This window comes from Nonomuraea cavernae, assembly GCF_040655715.1.
In the GTDB taxonomy this organism is placed as follows: Bacteria; Actinomycetota; Actinomycetes; order Streptosporangiales; family Streptosporangiaceae; genus Nonomuraea; species Nonomuraea cavernae_A.
In genome coordinates this window covers 97,144-113,283 of record NZ_JBFAKL010000021.1, presented here as the reverse complement: position 1 = coordinate 113,283, position 16,140 = coordinate 97,144, and the positions used below count along the sequence as shown (strand labels likewise).

Annotated in this window: 16 protein-coding genes; 11 read left to right on the top strand and 5 right to left on the bottom strand. The window is 73.7% G+C overall.

The window, feature by feature from the left end:
• Window positions 1–2 precede the first annotated feature (2 nt).
• On the top strand, window positions 3–1,196 hold the full coding sequence (locus AB0I38_RS27800; protein WP_358479017.1) for a PrsW family intramembrane metalloprotease: 1,194 nt from the start codon (window positions 3–5) through the stop codon (window positions 1,194–1,196).
• 36 nt (window positions 1,197–1,232) lie between these two features.
• Here the strand turns inward: AB0I38_RS27800 and AB0I38_RS27795 are convergent, their stop codons facing one another.
• Together AB0I38_RS27795 and AB0I38_RS27790 are read right to left on the bottom strand one after the other, a co-directional pair.
• Window positions 1,233–1,949 (bottom strand): SanA/YdcF family protein, encoded by a 717-nt coding sequence (locus tag AB0I38_RS27795; RefSeq protein ID WP_358479014.1) that lies wholly within the window; start codon window positions 1,947–1,949, stop codon window positions 1,233–1,235.
• 61 nt (window positions 1,950–2,010) lie between these two features.
• Window positions 2,011–2,997, bottom strand: coding sequence for a COX15/CtaA family protein (locus tag AB0I38_RS27790; protein WP_358479004.1), 987 nt, complete (start codon window positions 2,995–2,997; stop codon window positions 2,011–2,013).
• A 119-nt stretch (window positions 2,998–3,116) separates the two neighbouring features.
• On the opposite strand from AB0I38_RS27790, the gene AB0I38_RS27785 reads away from it, so the two are divergent.
• The 8 genes from AB0I38_RS27785 to AB0I38_RS27750 are packed head-to-tail and all read left to right on the top strand — an operon-like array spanning window position 3,117 to window position 10,514.
• Window positions 3,117–4,280, top strand: a complete 1,164-nt coding sequence (locus AB0I38_RS27785; RefSeq protein ID WP_358478999.1) for an NAD(P)/FAD-dependent oxidoreductase — start codon at window positions 3,117–3,119, stop codon at window positions 4,278–4,280.
• Complete coding sequence (locus tag AB0I38_RS27780) at window positions 4,277–4,525, top strand: (2Fe-2S)-binding protein (RefSeq protein WP_358478997.1); 249 nt, start codon at window positions 4,277–4,279, stop codon at window positions 4,523–4,525. The genes AB0I38_RS27785 and AB0I38_RS27780 overlap by 4 nt, the downstream gene beginning before the upstream one ends.
• A gap of 46 nt (window positions 4,526–4,571) precedes the next feature.
• A complete protein-coding gene (locus AB0I38_RS27775) occupies window positions 4,572–6,005 on the top strand; it encodes an NAD(P)/FAD-dependent oxidoreductase (RefSeq protein WP_358478995.1) in 1,434 nt (477 codons plus the stop codon).
• Window positions 6,002–6,895, top strand: a complete 894-nt coding sequence (locus tag AB0I38_RS27770; protein WP_358478991.1) for a dihydrodipicolinate synthase family protein — start codon at window positions 6,002–6,004, stop codon at window positions 6,893–6,895. The genes AB0I38_RS27775 and AB0I38_RS27770 overlap by 4 nt, the downstream gene beginning before the upstream one ends.
• Entirely contained in the window at window positions 6,892–7,893 is a 1,002-nt protein-coding gene (locus tag AB0I38_RS27765) for a proline racemase family protein (protein WP_358478985.1), read from the top strand. The genes AB0I38_RS27770 and AB0I38_RS27765 overlap by 4 nt, the downstream gene beginning before the upstream one ends.
• A complete protein-coding gene (locus tag AB0I38_RS27760) occupies window positions 7,890–8,861 on the top strand; it encodes a proline racemase family protein (RefSeq protein WP_358478980.1) in 972 nt (323 codons plus the stop codon). Before AB0I38_RS27765 ends, AB0I38_RS27760 begins: the two co-directional genes overlap by 4 nt.
• Window positions 8,862–8,869: 8 nt before the next feature.
• Window positions 8,870–9,850, top strand: coding sequence for an ornithine cyclodeaminase family protein (locus tag AB0I38_RS27755; RefSeq protein ID WP_358478972.1), 981 nt, complete (start codon window positions 8,870–8,872; stop codon window positions 9,848–9,850).
• Window positions 9,843–10,514, top strand: a complete 672-nt coding sequence (locus tag AB0I38_RS27750; RefSeq protein ID WP_358478971.1) for a GntR family transcriptional regulator — start codon at window positions 9,843–9,845, stop codon at window positions 10,512–10,514. The genes AB0I38_RS27755 and AB0I38_RS27750 overlap by 8 nt, the downstream gene beginning before the upstream one ends.
• Here AB0I38_RS27750 and AB0I38_RS27745 read toward each other — a convergent pair.
• The gene (locus tag AB0I38_RS27745) at window positions 10,506–11,453 is read right to left on the bottom strand and encodes an EamA family transporter (protein ID WP_358478963.1); all 948 of its coding nucleotides are present in this window, start codon (window positions 11,451–11,453) and stop codon (window positions 10,506–10,508) included. The two genes, AB0I38_RS27750 and AB0I38_RS27745, sit on opposite strands and share 9 nt — an antisense overlap.
• A gap of 118 nt (window positions 11,454–11,571) precedes the next feature.
• Between AB0I38_RS27745 and AB0I38_RS27740 the strand changes: the two genes are divergently transcribed.
• The gene (locus tag AB0I38_RS27740; protein WP_358478958.1) at window positions 11,572–12,831 is read left to right on the top strand and encodes an MFS transporter; all 1,260 of its coding nucleotides are present in this window, start codon (window positions 11,572–11,574) and stop codon (window positions 12,829–12,831) included.
• On the opposite strand, the gene AB0I38_RS27735 is transcribed toward AB0I38_RS27740, so the two are convergent.
• Both AB0I38_RS27735 and AB0I38_RS27730 read right to left on the bottom strand, forming a co-directional pair.
• Window positions 12,793–13,557 (bottom strand): ABC transporter permease, encoded by a 765-nt coding sequence (locus AB0I38_RS27735; protein WP_358478951.1) that lies wholly within the window; start codon window positions 13,555–13,557, stop codon window positions 12,793–12,795. The genes AB0I38_RS27740 and AB0I38_RS27735 overlap by 39 nt on opposite strands.
• Window positions 13,554–14,462 carry an ABC transporter ATP-binding protein gene (locus AB0I38_RS27730; RefSeq protein ID WP_358478946.1) on the bottom strand — a complete coding sequence of 303 codons (909 nt, stop codon included), beginning with the start codon at window positions 14,460–14,462 and terminating at the stop codon, window positions 13,554–13,556. The genes AB0I38_RS27735 and AB0I38_RS27730 overlap by 4 nt, the downstream gene beginning before the upstream one ends.
• 337 nt (window positions 14,463–14,799) lie before the next feature.
• Here AB0I38_RS27730 and AB0I38_RS27725 point away from each other — a divergent pair, with 337 nt between their 5' ends.
• Window positions 14,800–16,023, top strand: coding sequence for a multidrug effflux MFS transporter (locus tag AB0I38_RS27725; RefSeq protein WP_358478933.1), 1,224 nt, complete (start codon window positions 14,800–14,802; stop codon window positions 16,021–16,023).
• The last annotated feature ends 117 nt before the right edge of the window (window positions 16,024–16,140 follow it).

Here is a 16,140-nt window from a genome sequence, read left to right as displayed (position 1 = left end):
GTATGGCGTCCCGTGATCCACGCTGGGTGTTGAAGGACCGCCCGTCGTTCACGTTGATCATCGGGCTGGTCGCGACCGGCATCTGCGCGCTCGTCTCGTTCTCCTTCGACGTGCTCAACGGCGCGCCCGTGCAGTTCTTCATCGCGCTCGGTCTCGCCCTGGCGCCGGTGCCGCTGCTGCTGGCCGCCGTGCTGGCGCTCGACCGCATGGAGCCGGAGCCGCGCGGCGACCTGGTCTTCGCCTTCGCCTGGGGGGCGGGCATCGCGGTGCTCGTCGCGGGCGTCATCAACTCGCTCAACCTGCACTACATCATCGACATGGCCAAGCTGTCGGAGCCGAGCGCGCGCAACATCGCCGCCACCTTCGGCGCGCCCGTGGTCGAGGAGACGATGAAGGGCCTGGTGCTGCTCGGGCTGCTCAAGTTCCGCCGGGCCGAGTTCGACGGGCCCACCGACGGCGTCATCTACGCCAGCATGGTCGGCCTCGGCTTCGCCATGAGCGAGAACGTCAGCTACTACGTCGCCGCCCTCAACTCCGAGACGGGCGCGATGGGGCTGGCCGTCACCGTGGTGCTGCGCGGCCTGCTGTCGCCGTTCGCGCATCCGCTGTTCACCTCGATGATCGGCGTGGCCGTCGCCTACGCCGCCCAGCGTCACGGGCCCGAGCGGGTGTTCTACGTCATGGCCGGCTGGGTCGGCGCGATGGTGCTGCACGGCCTGTGGAACGGCCTGGTCTCCTACGGCGGTTTCCCCGGTCTCGTGATCGCCTACCTGGCGCTGATGGTCGTGCTCATCGTGCTGATCGCGGTGGTCTTCCGCGACCGGCGGCGCATCGTCGCCCTCATCCAGCGCTACCTGCCGCCGTACGAGCCGACCAAGCTGGTCAACAGGGCCGACATCCACATGCTGTCGGCCCTGCAACGGCGCCGGCAGGCCAGGCAGTGGGCCAAGGCCCACGGCGGCAAGCGGGGCCTGCGGGCGATGAAGGACTACCAGCTGGCCGCCACCGAGCTGGGCCTGCTGCACGAACGGGCCGCCCGCCGGATGGTCGACGAGCACACCTTCCACGAGGAGCAGCGCGCCCTGCTCGAGTGCATGAGCGTCGCGCGGGCCGATTTCCCGGTCCCGCCCGCCCACCTGCGGGCCGCGGCCCGCGGCATGCCGCCGCCGGGCTACGCCCCGGGCGCGCCGAGCTGAGGGCACGACCGTCAGCGTGGCTCGGCCCGCCCGGCACTACGGCCCGGGTGTCCCCGGGTGCGGGCTGCGGGCCAGGATCGTCGTGAGCGACGTCTCACGCGGGCCCGGGAAGACCGGGTCGGAGCGCAGCAGGAGCGCGTCGGCGAACCCCTTGGCCGTCGCGGCGAGCTCGCGGGCGGCGTACTGGTAGGTGGTGGCGGCCCACCGCCTGCTCGAGTCCTCGCCCACGCCGAAGGCGTCGAGCCCCGCCGTACGGCACAGCGTCACCGCCCTGGGCAGGTGGAACTCCTGCGTCACCACGGTCACCCGCTCGGCTCCGAAGACCTCACGGGCTCGCACGCACGAGTCCCAGGTGTCGAACCCGGCGTAGTCGAGCACCATCACCGCGTCGGGCACCCCTTTGGCCCGCAGGTGGTCGCGCATGGCCGTCGGCTCGTCGTAGTCGGAGCGGCTGTTGTCGCCCGACAGCAGCAGCGCCCTGACCTTGCCCGAATGGTAGAGCTCGGCGGCGAGGTCGAGCCTGCCGGCCAGCATGGACGAGGGCCGCCCGCCGTACAGGCCGGCGCCGAGCACCAGGGCGGCCTGCGAGGCGGGCACCCGGGCCAGCCAGCCGTCGGTGCCGGCGACCACCCGGTGGCCCGAACTGTCGAGCCAGGCCCAGGTCATCGGTGCCAGGGCGAGCACGCTGAGCACCACCAGGCCCTGGTAGGAGCGTCGGAGAGCGGTGCGAGAGGGGCGGACGAACAGCCGCAAACGGGACCTCGCCTCGGTGGGGGAGTGGCCGACATATCTCCCCATAGCCTGGCATAGCGGCTCAGGCTGTGGCGGCCATTTCGGCGGGGGAGGGGCGGACCTCGGCCGGCGGAGCGCCCCGGCCGCGCAGCGCGGTGACGGTGCGCAAGGTGGCGATCCAGACCAGGGTCGAGCCGAGCACGTGCAGCCCCACCAGGAACGCGGGCACGGCCAGGAAGTACTGGGTGTAGCCGATCACGCCCTGGGCCAGCTCGATCACGAGCAGGGCCAGCGCCGCACGGCGGGCGGGCCGTGGCGCGTCGGACACGCGCAGCGCGAGCAGCAGCGCGAAGGTCAGCCCGACCACCAGGTAGACGAGGTCGGCGTGCAGCCGCGCCATGTCCTCGATGTCGAGGTCGAACCGCGAGGCCAGCACGTCGCCCGAGTGCGGCCCGGTGCCGGTCACCACCACCCCGGCGACGATCAGCGCGAACACCGCCGCGACCAGGACGTGGCCGAGGCGGCGGAGGTCGCGGTGGACCAGGTCGCGCGCCGGGCCGTCGCCCTCGGTCGCGCGCCGGTAGAGCATCCAGGACGCCGCGATCAGCCCGGTCGAGAGCAGGAAGTGCATGCCGACCGTGAACGGGTTGAGCATGGTCCGCACCACCAGGCCGCCCCAGAGCGCCTGGGCGACGATGCCCACCGGCTGCAGCAGGGCGAGCAGGAGCACGGAACGGCGGCGCGGGATCAGCCGCCAGGCGGCGACCACGCAGGCGAAGCCCACCGCGAGCACGAGGAAGGTGAGCAGCCGGTTGCCGAACTCGACCGCCATGTTGATCGGGGAGACCTCGGGGTGCGGGACGGGCACGAAGCTGTCGGGTGTGCACTTCGGCCAGGTCGGGCAGCCGAGCCCGGAGCCGGTGACCCGGACGGCGGCGCCCGTCACCGTGATGCCCGCGTTGACCACCACGGCCGCGATCGCCCAGCCACCCATCGACCGGGCGGTGGGCGCCCAGAACGAGAGCAGGAACCGGGCGAGCAGGTGGGGACGGTCGGTGGGTAGCTTCACGACATCGATGGTATGGGCCTGCCCGGCCGGTCCCGCCACCGGGAACGGGCTCACCCGGCGGGCTTCTCCCGCGTCTTCTCAAACGCAAAAGTATGTGACATGTTACTGGCGGAGGTGTGATGCCGGACGTGATCGTCATCGGCGCCGGAGTGGTCGGCGCGGCGTGCGCCCACTACGCGGCGCGGGCCGGACTCGACGTGACCGTGCTCGACCGCGGGCCCGTCGCCGGCGGCACGACCGGCGCGGGCGAGGGCAACGTGCTGGTCTCCGACAAGGAACCCGGGCCCGAGCTGGACCTCGCCGTGCTGTCCTGCCGCCTGTGGCGCGCGCTCGCCGAGGACGCCGGGCCCGGCGGCTTCGAGTACGAGCCCAAGGGCGGCCTGGTCGTCGCCGAGACCCCCGAGATCCAGCGGCGGCTGGCCGCGCTGGCCACGCTGACCGCCGCGCACGGCGTCGAGCACACCGTGGTGACGGGCGAGGACCTGCGCGGCTACGAGCCGCATCTGGCCGGTGGGCTGGCCGGCGGTGTCCACTACCCGCAGGACGCCCAGGTGCAGCCCATGCTGGCGGCCGCCCGGCTGCTCGGCCACGGCTCGGTCCGGCTGCGCACCGGAGTCACCGTGACCGGATTCACCCGCTCCGGCGACCGGGTGACCGGCGTGCGCACCGACCGGGGCGACCTGACCGGCGACGCGGTGATCAACGCGGCCGGCACATGGGGCGGCGAGATCGCCGCGCTGGCCGGCGTCGAACTGCCCATCCTGCCCCGGCGCGGGTTCATCCTGGTCACCGAGCCGCTGCCCGAGCCGCTGATCCGGCACAAGGTCTACACCGCCGCCTACGTGACGAACGTGGCCAGTGACGCGGCCGGTCTGGAGACCTCGGCCGTCGTGGAGGGCACCCCGGCGGGGACCGTGCTCATCGGGGCCAGCAGGGAACGGGTCGGCTTCGACCGCACGACGTCGGTACCGGTGTTGTCCCGGCTGGCCGCGCAGGCCGTCGCCCTGTTCCCGGCGCTGCGCGACGTGCGGGTCATCAGGTCCTACTGCGGGTTCCGGCCGTACTGCCCCGACCACCTGCCGGTGATCGGCCCCGACCCGCGCGCGCCCGGGCTCTACCACGCGTGCGGCCATGAGGGCGCGGGCATCGGGCTCGCGCCGGCGACCGGTCACCTGCTCGCCCAGGTCATCACCGGCCGGCGCCCGGGGCTGGAGCTGAGCCCCTTTCGCCCCGACCGATTCGAGCCCGCCCTTCGCCCTGACCGATTCGAGGAGCCGGCGTGAGCGACGCCTTCCAGATCACCGTCGATGGCCGGCCCGTGCCCGTGACGCGCGGCCAGACGATCGGCGCGGCGCTGCACGCGGCGGGCGTCCGCTCGTGGCGCACCACCCGCCTCGGCGGCCGGCCGCGCGGGCTCTTCTGCGGGATCGGGGTCTGCTTCGACTGCCTGGTCAGCGTGAACGGCCGCCCGCCGGAACGCGCCTGCCTGCTGGACGCCCAGCCGGGAGACGAGGTGACCACGTCATGACCTCCTCCCCAAGGCTGAAGTCGGGGTCTCCGGCAAAGGAGATCCGATGACGTCACCGCCGTCCATGTCCGGTCAGCCCGGCTCGGATCCGGTGACCTGCGACGTCGTGGTGGTCGGCGGTGGGCCGGCCGGGGTGGCGGGTGCCCTCGCGGCGGCCCGGCGGGGGCTGCGCGTCGTGCTCCTCGACTCCGGCGCGCGGCTCGGCGGCCAGTACTTCCGCCATCCCGCCGTCGCCGCGCGGCCCGTCACGGCGGGGTTCGACCGTTTCGTACGCCAGGCGCGCGCCCTCGGCCGGCAGGCCCGGGTGCTGCTCAGGCACCAGGTGTGGGCCGTGAGCCGCGACGGTGACCTGGTCGTGCACTGCCTGGCCCCCGGCGGGGGCGCCGTCACCGTCCGGTGCCGCGCCCTGCTCATCGCCACCGGGGCGTACGATCGGCCGCTGCCGTTCCCCGGCTGGGACCTGCCCGGGGTGCTCACGGCGGGCGGCGCCCAGGCGCTGCTCAAAGGCGACGGCGTGGTGGCCGGGCAGCGGGTCGTCGTGGCCGGGACCGGCCCGTTCCTGCTGCCCGTCGGCGCCGGCCTGGCCGGGGCCGGAGCGCGGGTGCTCGGCGTGTTCGAGGCCAACGGCGGCCTCGGCCTGGCCCGTCACCCGTTGCCGGCGCTGGCCAGGGCCGGGGAGGCCGCGGGGTACGCGCTGGCGCTGGCCCGGCGCCGCGTGCCGTACCGGACCCGGCGGGCCGTGGTCGCCGCGCACGGCGAGCGCGAGCTGGAGGCCGTCACCGTGGCCCGGCTGGACCGCGACTGGAACGTGCTGGCCACCCGCCGGATCGCCTGCGACACGCTGGCCGTCGGCTACGGTTTCGTGCCCCAGATCGACCTCGGCGTCCAGCTCGGCTGCGACACGCGCGCCGACGTGGACGGCAGCCCCGTTCTGGCCGTGGACGGCGCGCAGCGCACCTCGGTGGAGGGCGTCTGGGCGGCCGGCGAGCCCACCGGCGTCGGCGGGTGGCGGCTCGCCGAACTCGAAGGCCATCTCGCGGGCCTGACCATCGCCGCCGCCCAAGTCACCCGCGAGGCCGGCGCGGCACGGGACGGCGCCCAGGTCGCCGGGCAGGTGCCGGAGGCGCTGATCAGCCGGCGCGGGCGGCTGCGGGTGTTCGGGCAGGCGCTGCTGGAGGCGTACCCGGTCCGGCCGGGCTGGCAGGGATGGCTGCGCGACGACACGCTGGTGTGCCGGTGCGAGGAGGTGCCGCTCGGCCGGATCCGCGAGGCGCTGCGGCTCGGCGCCACCGACGCCCGCTCGGTCAAGTCGCTGGCCAGGCCCGGCATGGGCTGGTGCCAGGGCCGCGTCTGCGGCTACGCCGTCGCCCGTCTGGCCGGTGAGCCGCCCGGCCCGCCGCGCCGCCCCGTCGTTCAGCCCGTCAGCCTCGGCACCCTGGCCGAGCGACCCCAACCCCTCTCCTGGAAGGATCTGCCGTGATCGAACGCGTCAAGCCGTGGCAGGGCGTCATGGTGGCCACCGCCCTCCCGCTCCGCGACGACCTGTCCGTCGACTTCGACGGCTACGCCGAGCACTGCCGCTGGCTGACCGCGGGCGGCTGCGACGGCGTGGTGCCCAACGGTTCGCTGGGCGAGTACCAGACGCTCACCGCCGAGGAGCGGGCCCGGGTGGTGCTGACCGCAGTCGAGGCCGTCGGCGGGGCCAACGTGATGCCGGGCGTCGGCGCGTACGGCGCGGCCGAGTCGCGGCGCTGGGCCGAGCAGGCGGGCGAGGCGGGCTGTGGATCGGTGCTGCTGCTGCCGCCCAACGCCTACCGGGCGGACGAACGGGCCGTGATGGAGCACTACCGCGAGGTGGCCAGGGCAGGGGTGCCCATCGTGGCGTACAACAACCCCTACGACACCAAGGTGGACCTGACGCCCGCGCTGCTCGCCCGGCTGTCCGAGGAGGGCCTGATCGTGGCGGTGAAGGAGTTCACCGGCGACCCGCGCCGAGCCTACGAGCTGGCCGAGCTGGCTCCCCGGCTCGACCTGCTGATCGGGTCCGACGACGTGCTGCTCGAACTGGCGCTGGCCGGAGCCGTCGGCTGGATCGCCGGCTACCCCAACGCACTGCCCGCCTCCAGCGTGGCGCTCTACCGGGCGGCGCTGGCCGGCGACCTGGACACCGCGCTGCCCCTGTACCGCACGCTGCACCCGCTGCTGCGCTGGGACTCCAAGACCGAGTTCGTCCAGGCCATCAAGCTGTCCATGGACCTCGCGGGACGGCACGGCGGGCCCTGCCGGCAGCCCCGCGCCCCGCTGACGGACGAGCAGGCCGCGGCCGTCCGCGCCGTGACGGAGAAGGTCCTGGCGGAGGGGCTGCGATGAGGACCGGGCGGGTCTTCCACGCCGTCGACTCGCACACCGAGGGCATGCCCACGCGGGTCGTCGTCGGCGGCGTCGGCGTGATCCCCGGCGCGAGCATGGCCGAGCGGCGCGTCGACTTCCGCGATCACCTCGACCACATCCGCAGGCTGCTGATGAACGAGCCGCGCGGCCACGCCGCCATGAGCGGCGCCATCCTGCAGCCGCCCACCCGGCCCGACGCCGACTGGGGCGTGCTGTTCATCGAGGTGTCCGGGCTGCTGCCGATGTGCGGCCACGGCACCATCGGCGTCGCCACCGTCCTGGTCGAGACCGGCATGGTGGAGGTCGTCGAGCCCGTCACCACCGTGCGGCTGGAGGTGCCCGCCGGGCTCGTCACGGTCGACGTGGCCGTCCAGGACGGCATGGCCACCTCCGTGACGCTGCGCAACGTGCCCTCCTACAGCGACCGGCTCGACGCCGTGGTGACCGTGCCGGGATACGGCGAGATCCGCTACGACCTGGCCTACGGCGGCAACTTCTACGCCATCGCCGGCCTCGACTCCTACGGCCTGCCCTTCGACCGGGCGGCCAAGAACGAGATCCTGGCCGCCGGGCTGGCCACGATGGAGGCGATCAACGCGGCCGACGAGCCGGTCCACCGCGAGGACGACCGCATCCGGGGCTGCCACCACGTCTACTTCGCCGCCCCCGGCTCCGACGCCCGCCATTCGCGCCACGCGATGGCGATCCACCCCGGCTGGTTCGACCGCTCGCCCTGCGGCACCGGCACCAGCGCCCGGATGGCCCAGCTGCACGCCCGCGGCGAGCTCCCGCTGGGCCGTGACTTCGTCAACGAGTCGTTCATCGGCACCCGCTTCGTCGGCCGGCTACTGGAGGAGACCACGGTCGGCGGCGCGCCCGCCGTGGTGCCGTCGATCACCGGCCGCGCCTGGGTGACCGGCACCGCCCAGTACTTCCTCGACCCGCGCGACCCGTTCCCCGAAGGGTTCGAGCTGTGACCGTCACCACCGTCGACTACCACACCGGCGGTGAGCCGTTCCGGATCGTCACCGGCGGCGTGCCCGCCATCCCCGGCGCCACGGTGCTCGACCGCCGCGCCGCCGCGAGCGCGCCGGAGATCGACCGGGTACGGCGGCTGCTCTGCCACGAGCCGCGCGGCCACGCCGACATGTACGGCTGCTTCCTGGTCCCGCCCGACGACGACGGCGCCCACCTGGGCGTGCTGTTCTGGCACAAGGACGGCTACTCCACCGCCTGCGGCCACGGCACGATCGCGCTCGGCGTGCACGCCGTCCAGGAGGGCCTGGTCGAGGCCGATCCCGACGGCGACACCGACGTGCTCGTGGACGTGCCGTCGGGCCGCGTCACCGCCCGGGTGCGCTGCTCGGGCGGGCGTGTCCGGTCCGTCACGTTCGTCAGTGTCCCGTCGTACGTGATCGCCCGCGCCGTCCCCGCCGCCGGAGTCGAGGCCGACCTGTCGTACGGCGGGGCGATCTACGCCTCCGTGCCGGCCGGGGCGCTCGGCCTGGCGGTCGAGCCGGAGTACCTGACCGAACTGATCGCCCACGGCCGCCGGATCAAGGCTGATCTCGCCGGACATCCGGCCGCCCGGCACCCGGGCGACGACCGGCTGTCCGGCGTCTACGGGGTGATCTTCTACGACGAGCTGCCCGGCGGCGACGGCCACGTCCGCCAGCGCAACGTCACCGTCTTCGCCGACGGCGAGGTGGACCGCTCGCCGTGCGGCTCCGGCACCGCCGCCCGGCTCGCGCTGCTGCACGACCAGGGCGTGCGCGAGCCGCTCGTGCACGAGAGCATCGTCGGCAGCGTCTTTCGCGCGCGGGTCGCCCGGGTGACCGGCGAGGGCGTGGTGCCCGAGATCGAGGGCATGGCCTACCGCACCGGCAGGCACGTCTTCGAGCTCGACCCCGCCGACCCCCTCGGCACCGGATTCACCCTGCGATGATGCCGGTCATGGACCATCTCGACGCCACCGCCATCGAGCGCCTGGTGCCCGTGGCGCGGGCCGTACAGATCCTGGAGGACGCCCTGCGCGCCGGCCTCGATCCTGAGGCGACGCCGCGACGGCCGGTGGTCGAGCTGCCCGCCGGGCAGCTCCTGCTGATGCCCGCCGCCGCGGGCCGGTACGCCGGGGTCAAGGCCGTCACCGTCGCGCCCGGCAACCCCGGGCGCGGCCTGCCCCGCGTCCAGGGCACCTACCTGCTGCTCGACGGCGAGACCCTGGCCCCGCTGGCCACCCTGGACGGCCTCGCGCTCACCTCGTCGCGCACTCCGGCCGTCTCCGCGCTCGCCGTCCGTCACCTGGCCGGCCCGGACGCCCGCGAGCTGGTGGTGTTCGGCACCGGCCCGCAGGCGTGGGGGCATGTCGTCGCGCTCAGCGAGGTGCGGCCGGTCGAGCGCGTGACCGTCGTCGGCCGAGACCCCGGCCGCCTGGCGGCCTTCGCGGCCCGCTGCCGCGCGCGCGGGCTGACCACCCGGGCCCTGCCCGGCGGGACCTGGGGCAGCGCTCGCGCCGCGGACGAGGAGCTCGCCGAGGCGCTGGCGCGGGCCGACCTCATCGCCTGCTGCACGACCGCCAGGGAGCCGCTGTTCCCCGGTAAGCTGCCCCGCGACGGCGCCACCGTCGTCGCGATCGGCTCGCACGAGCCCGACGCCCGTGAGCTCGACGACGACCTGATCGCTCGCGCCACCGTGGTCGTCGAGGCCAGGTCGGCCGCGCTGGCCGAAGCCGGCGAGGTGATCGTCCCGATCCGCCACGGTACGATCACCACTGGTCATCTTGCCGGAAATCTCGCCGACCTGATCGCCGGCCGAGTGTCCGCCGGTCCCGGGCCTCGTGTGTTCAAGGGCACGGGCATGGCCTGGGAGGACCTGGTGGTCGCGGCCGCCGCCTACGAAGCGTGGAACGCAGGGAAGGGAGGAGCGGATGGCTGACCGGCTCGACCTGCCGATGGTGGGGGAGCGGCAGAGCCTGCGCGAGCAGGTCGCGCACGCGCTCCGCGCCGCGCTGATCACCGGCGAGATGCGGCCCGGCGTGGTCTACTCCGCGCCGATGCTGGCCCAGCAGTTCGGCGTCTCCGCCACGCCGGTCCGCGAGGCGATGCTCGACCTGGCCAAGGAGGGCCTGGTCGAGGCCGTGCGCAACAAGGGCTTCCGGGTGACCGAGCTGTCCGACCGCGACCTCGACGAGCTGACCGAGATCCGGCGGCTGATCGAGGTGCCGACCGTGACCCGCCTGGCCGACGCCTCACGCGCGGCCGACTTCGAACGGCTCCAGCCGCTCGCCGAGGAGATCGTGGCCGCCGCCGAGCGGGCCGACCTGCTCGGCTACGTCGACGCCGACCTGCGTTTCCACCTGGAGCTGCTGGCCCTGTCGGGCAACGTCCACCTGGTGGCCGTGGTCAAGGACCTGCGCAACCGGGCCCGGCTCTACGGCCTGTCACAGCTGGTCGCGCGCGGCGGGCTGGCCGACTCGGCGCGCGAGCACCTGGCCTTGCTCGACGCCCTGGCCGACGGCGACCAGGCGGCCGTCGGCCGGCTCATGGCCGAGCACATCCACCACGTACGCGGCATCTGGGCGGGTTCGCCGTCAACCTGACGGAGGCGCCTGGCGCGGCTGGGGTGTCTTAGGCGTCCGAGTCGAGCCGAGGCTGGCGGCCACGATGCAGACGATGGCCGCCCACTGCTGGGCGTGCAGCATCTCGCTCAGCACCAGCACGCCGATCAGCGCGGCCACGGCCGGTTCCAGGCTCATCAGGATGCCGAAGACGTGCTTGGGCATCCGCCGCAGCGCCTGCAGCTCCAGCGAGTACGGAATCACCGACGACAGCAGCCCCACGCCCACGCCGATCAGCAGCAACTCCGGCTGGAGCAGGCTCGCGCCGCCCGTCGTGACGCCCACGGGCGCGATCAGCACGGCCGACACGATCATCGCGATGGCCAGCCCCGAGGTGCCGGGGAAGCGCTGGCCCGCCGCGGCCGACAGCAGGATGTAGGCCGCCCAGCAGGCGCCGGCCGCCAAGGCGAAGCCGATGCCTGCCCAGCTCGTCGTCTCCGACTCGCCCCACGGCGCGAGCAGCGCCACGCCCAGGCCGGCGAGACCGACCCAGATCAGGTCCAGCCGTCGCCGCGACGCCGCCACGGCGACGCCGAGCGGCCCGAGGAACTCGATGGCCACCGTGACGCCCAGCGGCAGCCTGGACAGTGCCTCGTAGAACGACAGGTTCATCAGCGCGAGCGTCACGCCGAAGGCCAGCCCCACGGCCCAGTCGCGCCAGGACATGCCCTTCAGTTTCGGCCGCACCACCACTGCCATGATCAACGCGCCCGCCGCGATGCGGACGAACACCACCGCGCTCGGCGGCAGCGCCACGAACAGCTCCTTGGCGAACCCGGCGCCCAGCTGCACGGAGAAGATCGCCAGCAGCACCAGCCCGGACGGCGGGATCGAGTCGGCCGCCGTGCGCAGCAGGCTCCCCGGCCGGGGCAGGCCGGAACCGCGATCCAGAGGATCGTCGAGGGCGAAGGCGGTGGTCACGGAACTCCTCATGGACAGGTATCCGTAGAGGTTAGTCAGCGCGACCGACATATCTGCACTTAGGGTGGTACTACCGGGCATCTGGATCAGCTGCCGCGGGCCCCCGACCATGGAAGGCATGACGGCACTCGCCCCGCCCATCACGCTCTCCCGGCCACCGCTCGCCCTGTCCGTCGCATCCTTCGTCAGCAGCTTCGACCGGTTCGCCGTGAGCCCGATGCTGGTTCTGATCGCGCTCGACCTGCACGTGCCGCTGGCCGCGGCCGTGGCGGCGGCCAGCGGCTACTTCCTCGCCTACGGCCTGTCGCAACCCCTGTGGGGCGTGCTGTCCGACCGCTTCGGGCGGGTGCCGGTGATGCGGGCCGCCCTGCTCGGGGCGGCAGTGGCCGGAGCCGTCTCGGCCCTGATGCCGGCGCTCGGCGCGCTCATCGCCGCCCGGATCGTCGCCGGCGCCTGTTTCGGCGCGGTGATCCCCACCTCGCTGACCTACGTCGGCGACACCGTCCAGCCCTCCATCCGCCAGCGCGCCCTGACCGACCTCATGGGCGCCACCGCCCTCGGCACCGCCGCGGCCACCGGGCTCGGCGGCGTGCTGGCCGACCTGGTCGACTGGCGCGTGGTCTTCACCGTGCCGGCGGCTCTGGCGCTGGGCTGCGCGATCTGGCTGCGCCGCGTGCCCGAGCCGCCCAGCGGCGCGAACGGCCGGCTCGGCACGCACGTCGGCGCGGTGCTCAGGCACCGCTGGGCACTGCTGGTCTTCGCGCTGGCCTTCGTGGAGGGCGCCGTGCTGCTCGGCGTCATGCCGTTCCTCGCCCCCGCCCTCCAGCACGGCGGCACCACCGCCGCCGTGGCCGGGCTCGCGACCGCCGTCTACGGGGTGGGCCTGTGGCTGCTCACCCGGCTGGTCAAGCGGCTGTCACGCCGGTGGCCGCCCCCCGTGCTCATCGCCGTCGGAGGCACCCAGGTGTGCGCGGGGTACGCGCTCGTCGCGGCGCACGTCAGCCTCGTCACGGTGATGGTGGCGGCACTGCTCTTCGGCGGCGCCTGGTCGTTCATGCACTCGTCATTGCAGACCTGGGTGACGTCCGTCGCGCCGCGGGCCAGGGGCACCTCCGTGGCGTTCTTCGCGGCGGCGCTGTTCGTCGGCAGCGCGGTCTCCTCCTGGGCCGGCGGCCCGGTGGCCGGCGACGGCAGGTACGCGCTGCTGTTCGGCCTGGCGGCGGCCGTGGCGCTGCCGCTGACGGTGGTGGCCGTCATCGGCAGGCATCGTTACGGCTCACTCCCAGCCGAGGAAGGCTCACTCCCAGCAGAAGAAGGCTCGCACCCAGCGAAAGCAGGCTCACTCCCAGCGGAAGAAGCGGGAGGCCAGGCCCAGTGACACGACCGCCCACGCGGCCAGCACCGCGATCGCCCCGAGCGGCAGGGCGCCCGCGCCGAGCACCGTGCGCAGCCCGCTGGTCAGCGCCGAGATGGGCAGTAGCTCCAGCACCGACCGCATGCCCGACGGGAACTTCGACAGCGGGAACACCACTCCGCCCACGCCCAGCAGCACCAGGTAGACGAGGTTGGCCGCGGCCAGCGTCGCCTCGGCCCGCAGCGTGCCCGCCATGAGCAGCCCGAGCCCACTGAACGCCGCGGTGCCGAGCACGACCAGCAGCGCCGCGGCCGCGAACGAGCCCTGTGGCCGCCAGCCGAGCGCCAGCGCCACGGTCACGATCACCGCGACCTGGACCAGCTCCACCGCGAGCACGGCCAGCGTCTTGGCCAGCATGAGCCCCTGCCGGGACAACGGGGTGGCGCCCAGCCGCTTGAGCACGCCGTAGCGCCGCTCGAAGCCGGTCGCGATCGCCTGGCCGGTGAACGCCGTCGACATGATCGCCAGCGCGAGCACCCCGGGCGTCAGGAAGCCGACCCGGCTGCCCCCGCCGATGTCGACCAGCGGCGCCAGCGAGAAGCCGACGAGCAGCAGCACCGGGATGATCATCGTCAGCAGGAGCTGCTCGCCGTTGCGCAGCGTGGCGCGCACCTCGGCGCCCGCCTGCGCCAGCACCATGCGCGGCAGCGGCGCCGCGCCCGGCGCGGGTGTGAGGTCGAGCGTGGTCATCGCAGCTCCCTGCCGGTCAGCTCAAGGAAGACGTCTTCGAGGGTGCGGCGTTCGATCCGCAGGTCGTCGGCCGTGACACCCTCGGCCGCGCACCAGGCGGTCACCGTGGCCAGCAGCCCGGGATCGACCTGGCCCTCGATGATGTAGTGGCCGGCGGGCGACTCCTTGGCGACGCTGCCCACGGGCAGCGCGTTGAGCAGTTCCTCCAGCGCCAGGCCGGGCCGGGCGCGGAAGCGCAGCTGGCGCTCGGCCCCGGTGAGCGAGGCGGGGCTGCCCTCGGCCACCACCCGCCCCCTGTCGATGATCACCACCTGGTCGGCCAGGCGTTCGGCCTCGTCCATGTGGTGCGTGGTGAGGACCACCGAGACACCGGCGGCGCGCAGCTCGCCCACCAGGTCCCAGCAGGCGTGCCTGGCCTGCGGGTCGAGCCCCGCCGTCGGCTCGTCGAGGAAGACCAGCTCGGGCCTGCCGATGACCGCGGCGGCCAGGGAGAGCCGCTGCTGCTGGCCGCCGGACAGCCGGCGGTAGGGCGTGCGGGCGTGCTCGGCCAGGCCGAGCCGGGTCAGCAGGGCCCGTGGATCGAGCGGATGGGCGTGGAAGCGGGAGACCAGGCGCAGCCACTCGGCGCAGCGCATCGCGGGCGGCACGCCGCCCGCCTGGAGCATGACCCCCACCCGCGGCCGCAGCGCCGGTGTCGCGGGCGGCTCGCCCAGCACGCGGACGGTGCCCGAGTCGGCCGTGCGGAAGCCCTCGCAGATCTCGATCGTGGACGTCTTGCCCGCCCCGTTGGGGCCGAGCACGGCGGTGACCGCTCCGGCCGGGGCGCGCATGGACAAGCCGTCGACCGCCGTCGCGCCGCCGTAGCGCTTGACCAGGTCGATGAGCTCGACGGCTGGGGAATCCATGGGTTGAGTTTAGGGACTGTCCGGCGCGGTCCGGCTCGCGCCCCGTCGTGGCCGGATATGGACAGGTACTGACAGGGCTTTTCCCGGCAGGTCGCCGGCCGGGGTGAGCTCCGGCGGCACCGTCCTGATGGACCCGGCGCGGATCTCCGGCGCGGGCTCGACGGCCGTCCTCCAGAGCCCCGACGGAGCGTGTCGTGTCGGTCCGGCAGGCGGACCGCAACCCCGGCCTTCACGAAATCGAATGAAAAGTCAGATAATTGGGAATTAGGAGGACCGAATTCCGGTTTGACCCCTCGGCCCTCGTGGGCCACAACCCACGAGGGAGAGGGGTTCACGCATGTCCGTGGCAGAAGCCGCGCCGGCCACCGTCGAGGGTAGAAGAGGCCGCCGCGGTCTGCTGCTGTTCATCCTGGGCGCCCTTTCGGCCATCGGGCCGCTCTCGATCGACATGTACCTGCCCGCCCTGCCCGCCATCACCGCCGAGATGCTCAGCGTCCCCGCGCAGGTGCAGCTCACCCTGACCGCCTGCCTCATCGGAGTCTCGGTCGGCCAGGTGATCGCCGGGCCGGTGAGCGACGTACGCGGGCGCAGGGTGCCGCTGATCGTCGGCGTGGCCGGCTTCGCGATCGCCTCCCTGCTGTGCGCGTTCGCGCCGTCGGTGCCGATGCTGATCGCCTTCCGGCTGCTCCAGGGCATCCTCGGCGGCACGGCTCTGGTGATCGTCCGGGCCGTGGTCCGCGACCTGTACGAGGGCGCCGCCATCGCCCGCATCTTCGCCACGCTCATGCTCGTCAGCGGGCTGGCCCCCATCCTCGCCCCGATCGCGGGCGCCCAGCTGCTGGCCTTCACCTCCTGGCGCGGGGTGTTCGTCGCGCTCAGCCTGACCGGGCTGGCGCTGCTGCTGGCCGTGATCCCCGGCGTGCGCGAGACCCTGCCCGCCGACAGGCGGGAGGGCGGCGGCCTGCGGCACACCGCGCGCACCTTCTGGCGTCTGCTGCACGACCGGCCGTTCATGGGCAACGCGCTCACCGCGGGCCTGGCGTTCGCCGCGATGTTCGCCTACATCTCCGGCTCGCCGTTCGTCCTGCAGGAGGTGTACGGGGCCACGCCGCAGCAGTTCTCGCTCATCTTCGGGCTGAACGCGCTCGGCCTGACGATCCTGGCCCAGGTCGGCGGGCGGCTCGCGGGCCGGTTCGCGCCGGAGCGCCTGGTCCTCGCCGGCCTGCTGGTCTCCCTGGTGGGCGGCGCCCTGCTGCTGACCGCCGCGGTCACCGGGATCGGGCTGCCGGGCGTCGTGGCCGGTCTCTTCGTGATCATGTGCGGTCAGGGGCTGGTGATGCCGGGCACCGGCGCGCTGGCGCTGGCCGGCCAGCCGCCCCAGGTCGCGGGCAGCGCCTCGGCGTTGCTCGGCGTCCTGCAGTTCGCGCTGGGAGCGTTCGCCGCCCCGCTGGTCGGCCTCGCCGGATCGGGCTCGGCGGTGCCGATGGCCGCGGTCATGCTCGGCCTGCTCGCCCTGTCCGTCCTGCTGTTCATCGTGCTCGGCCGCCATTCTGTTAGGTAAGCCTTACCTGAGTGAGAAATTGCATTGACTGAGTTACGTGGATCCGTTTGTGAACGGGGAAGGAATTACGGCACACTGATGTTGTGAAAAACGGGAGCGAGTCCGACGCGGTGCGCG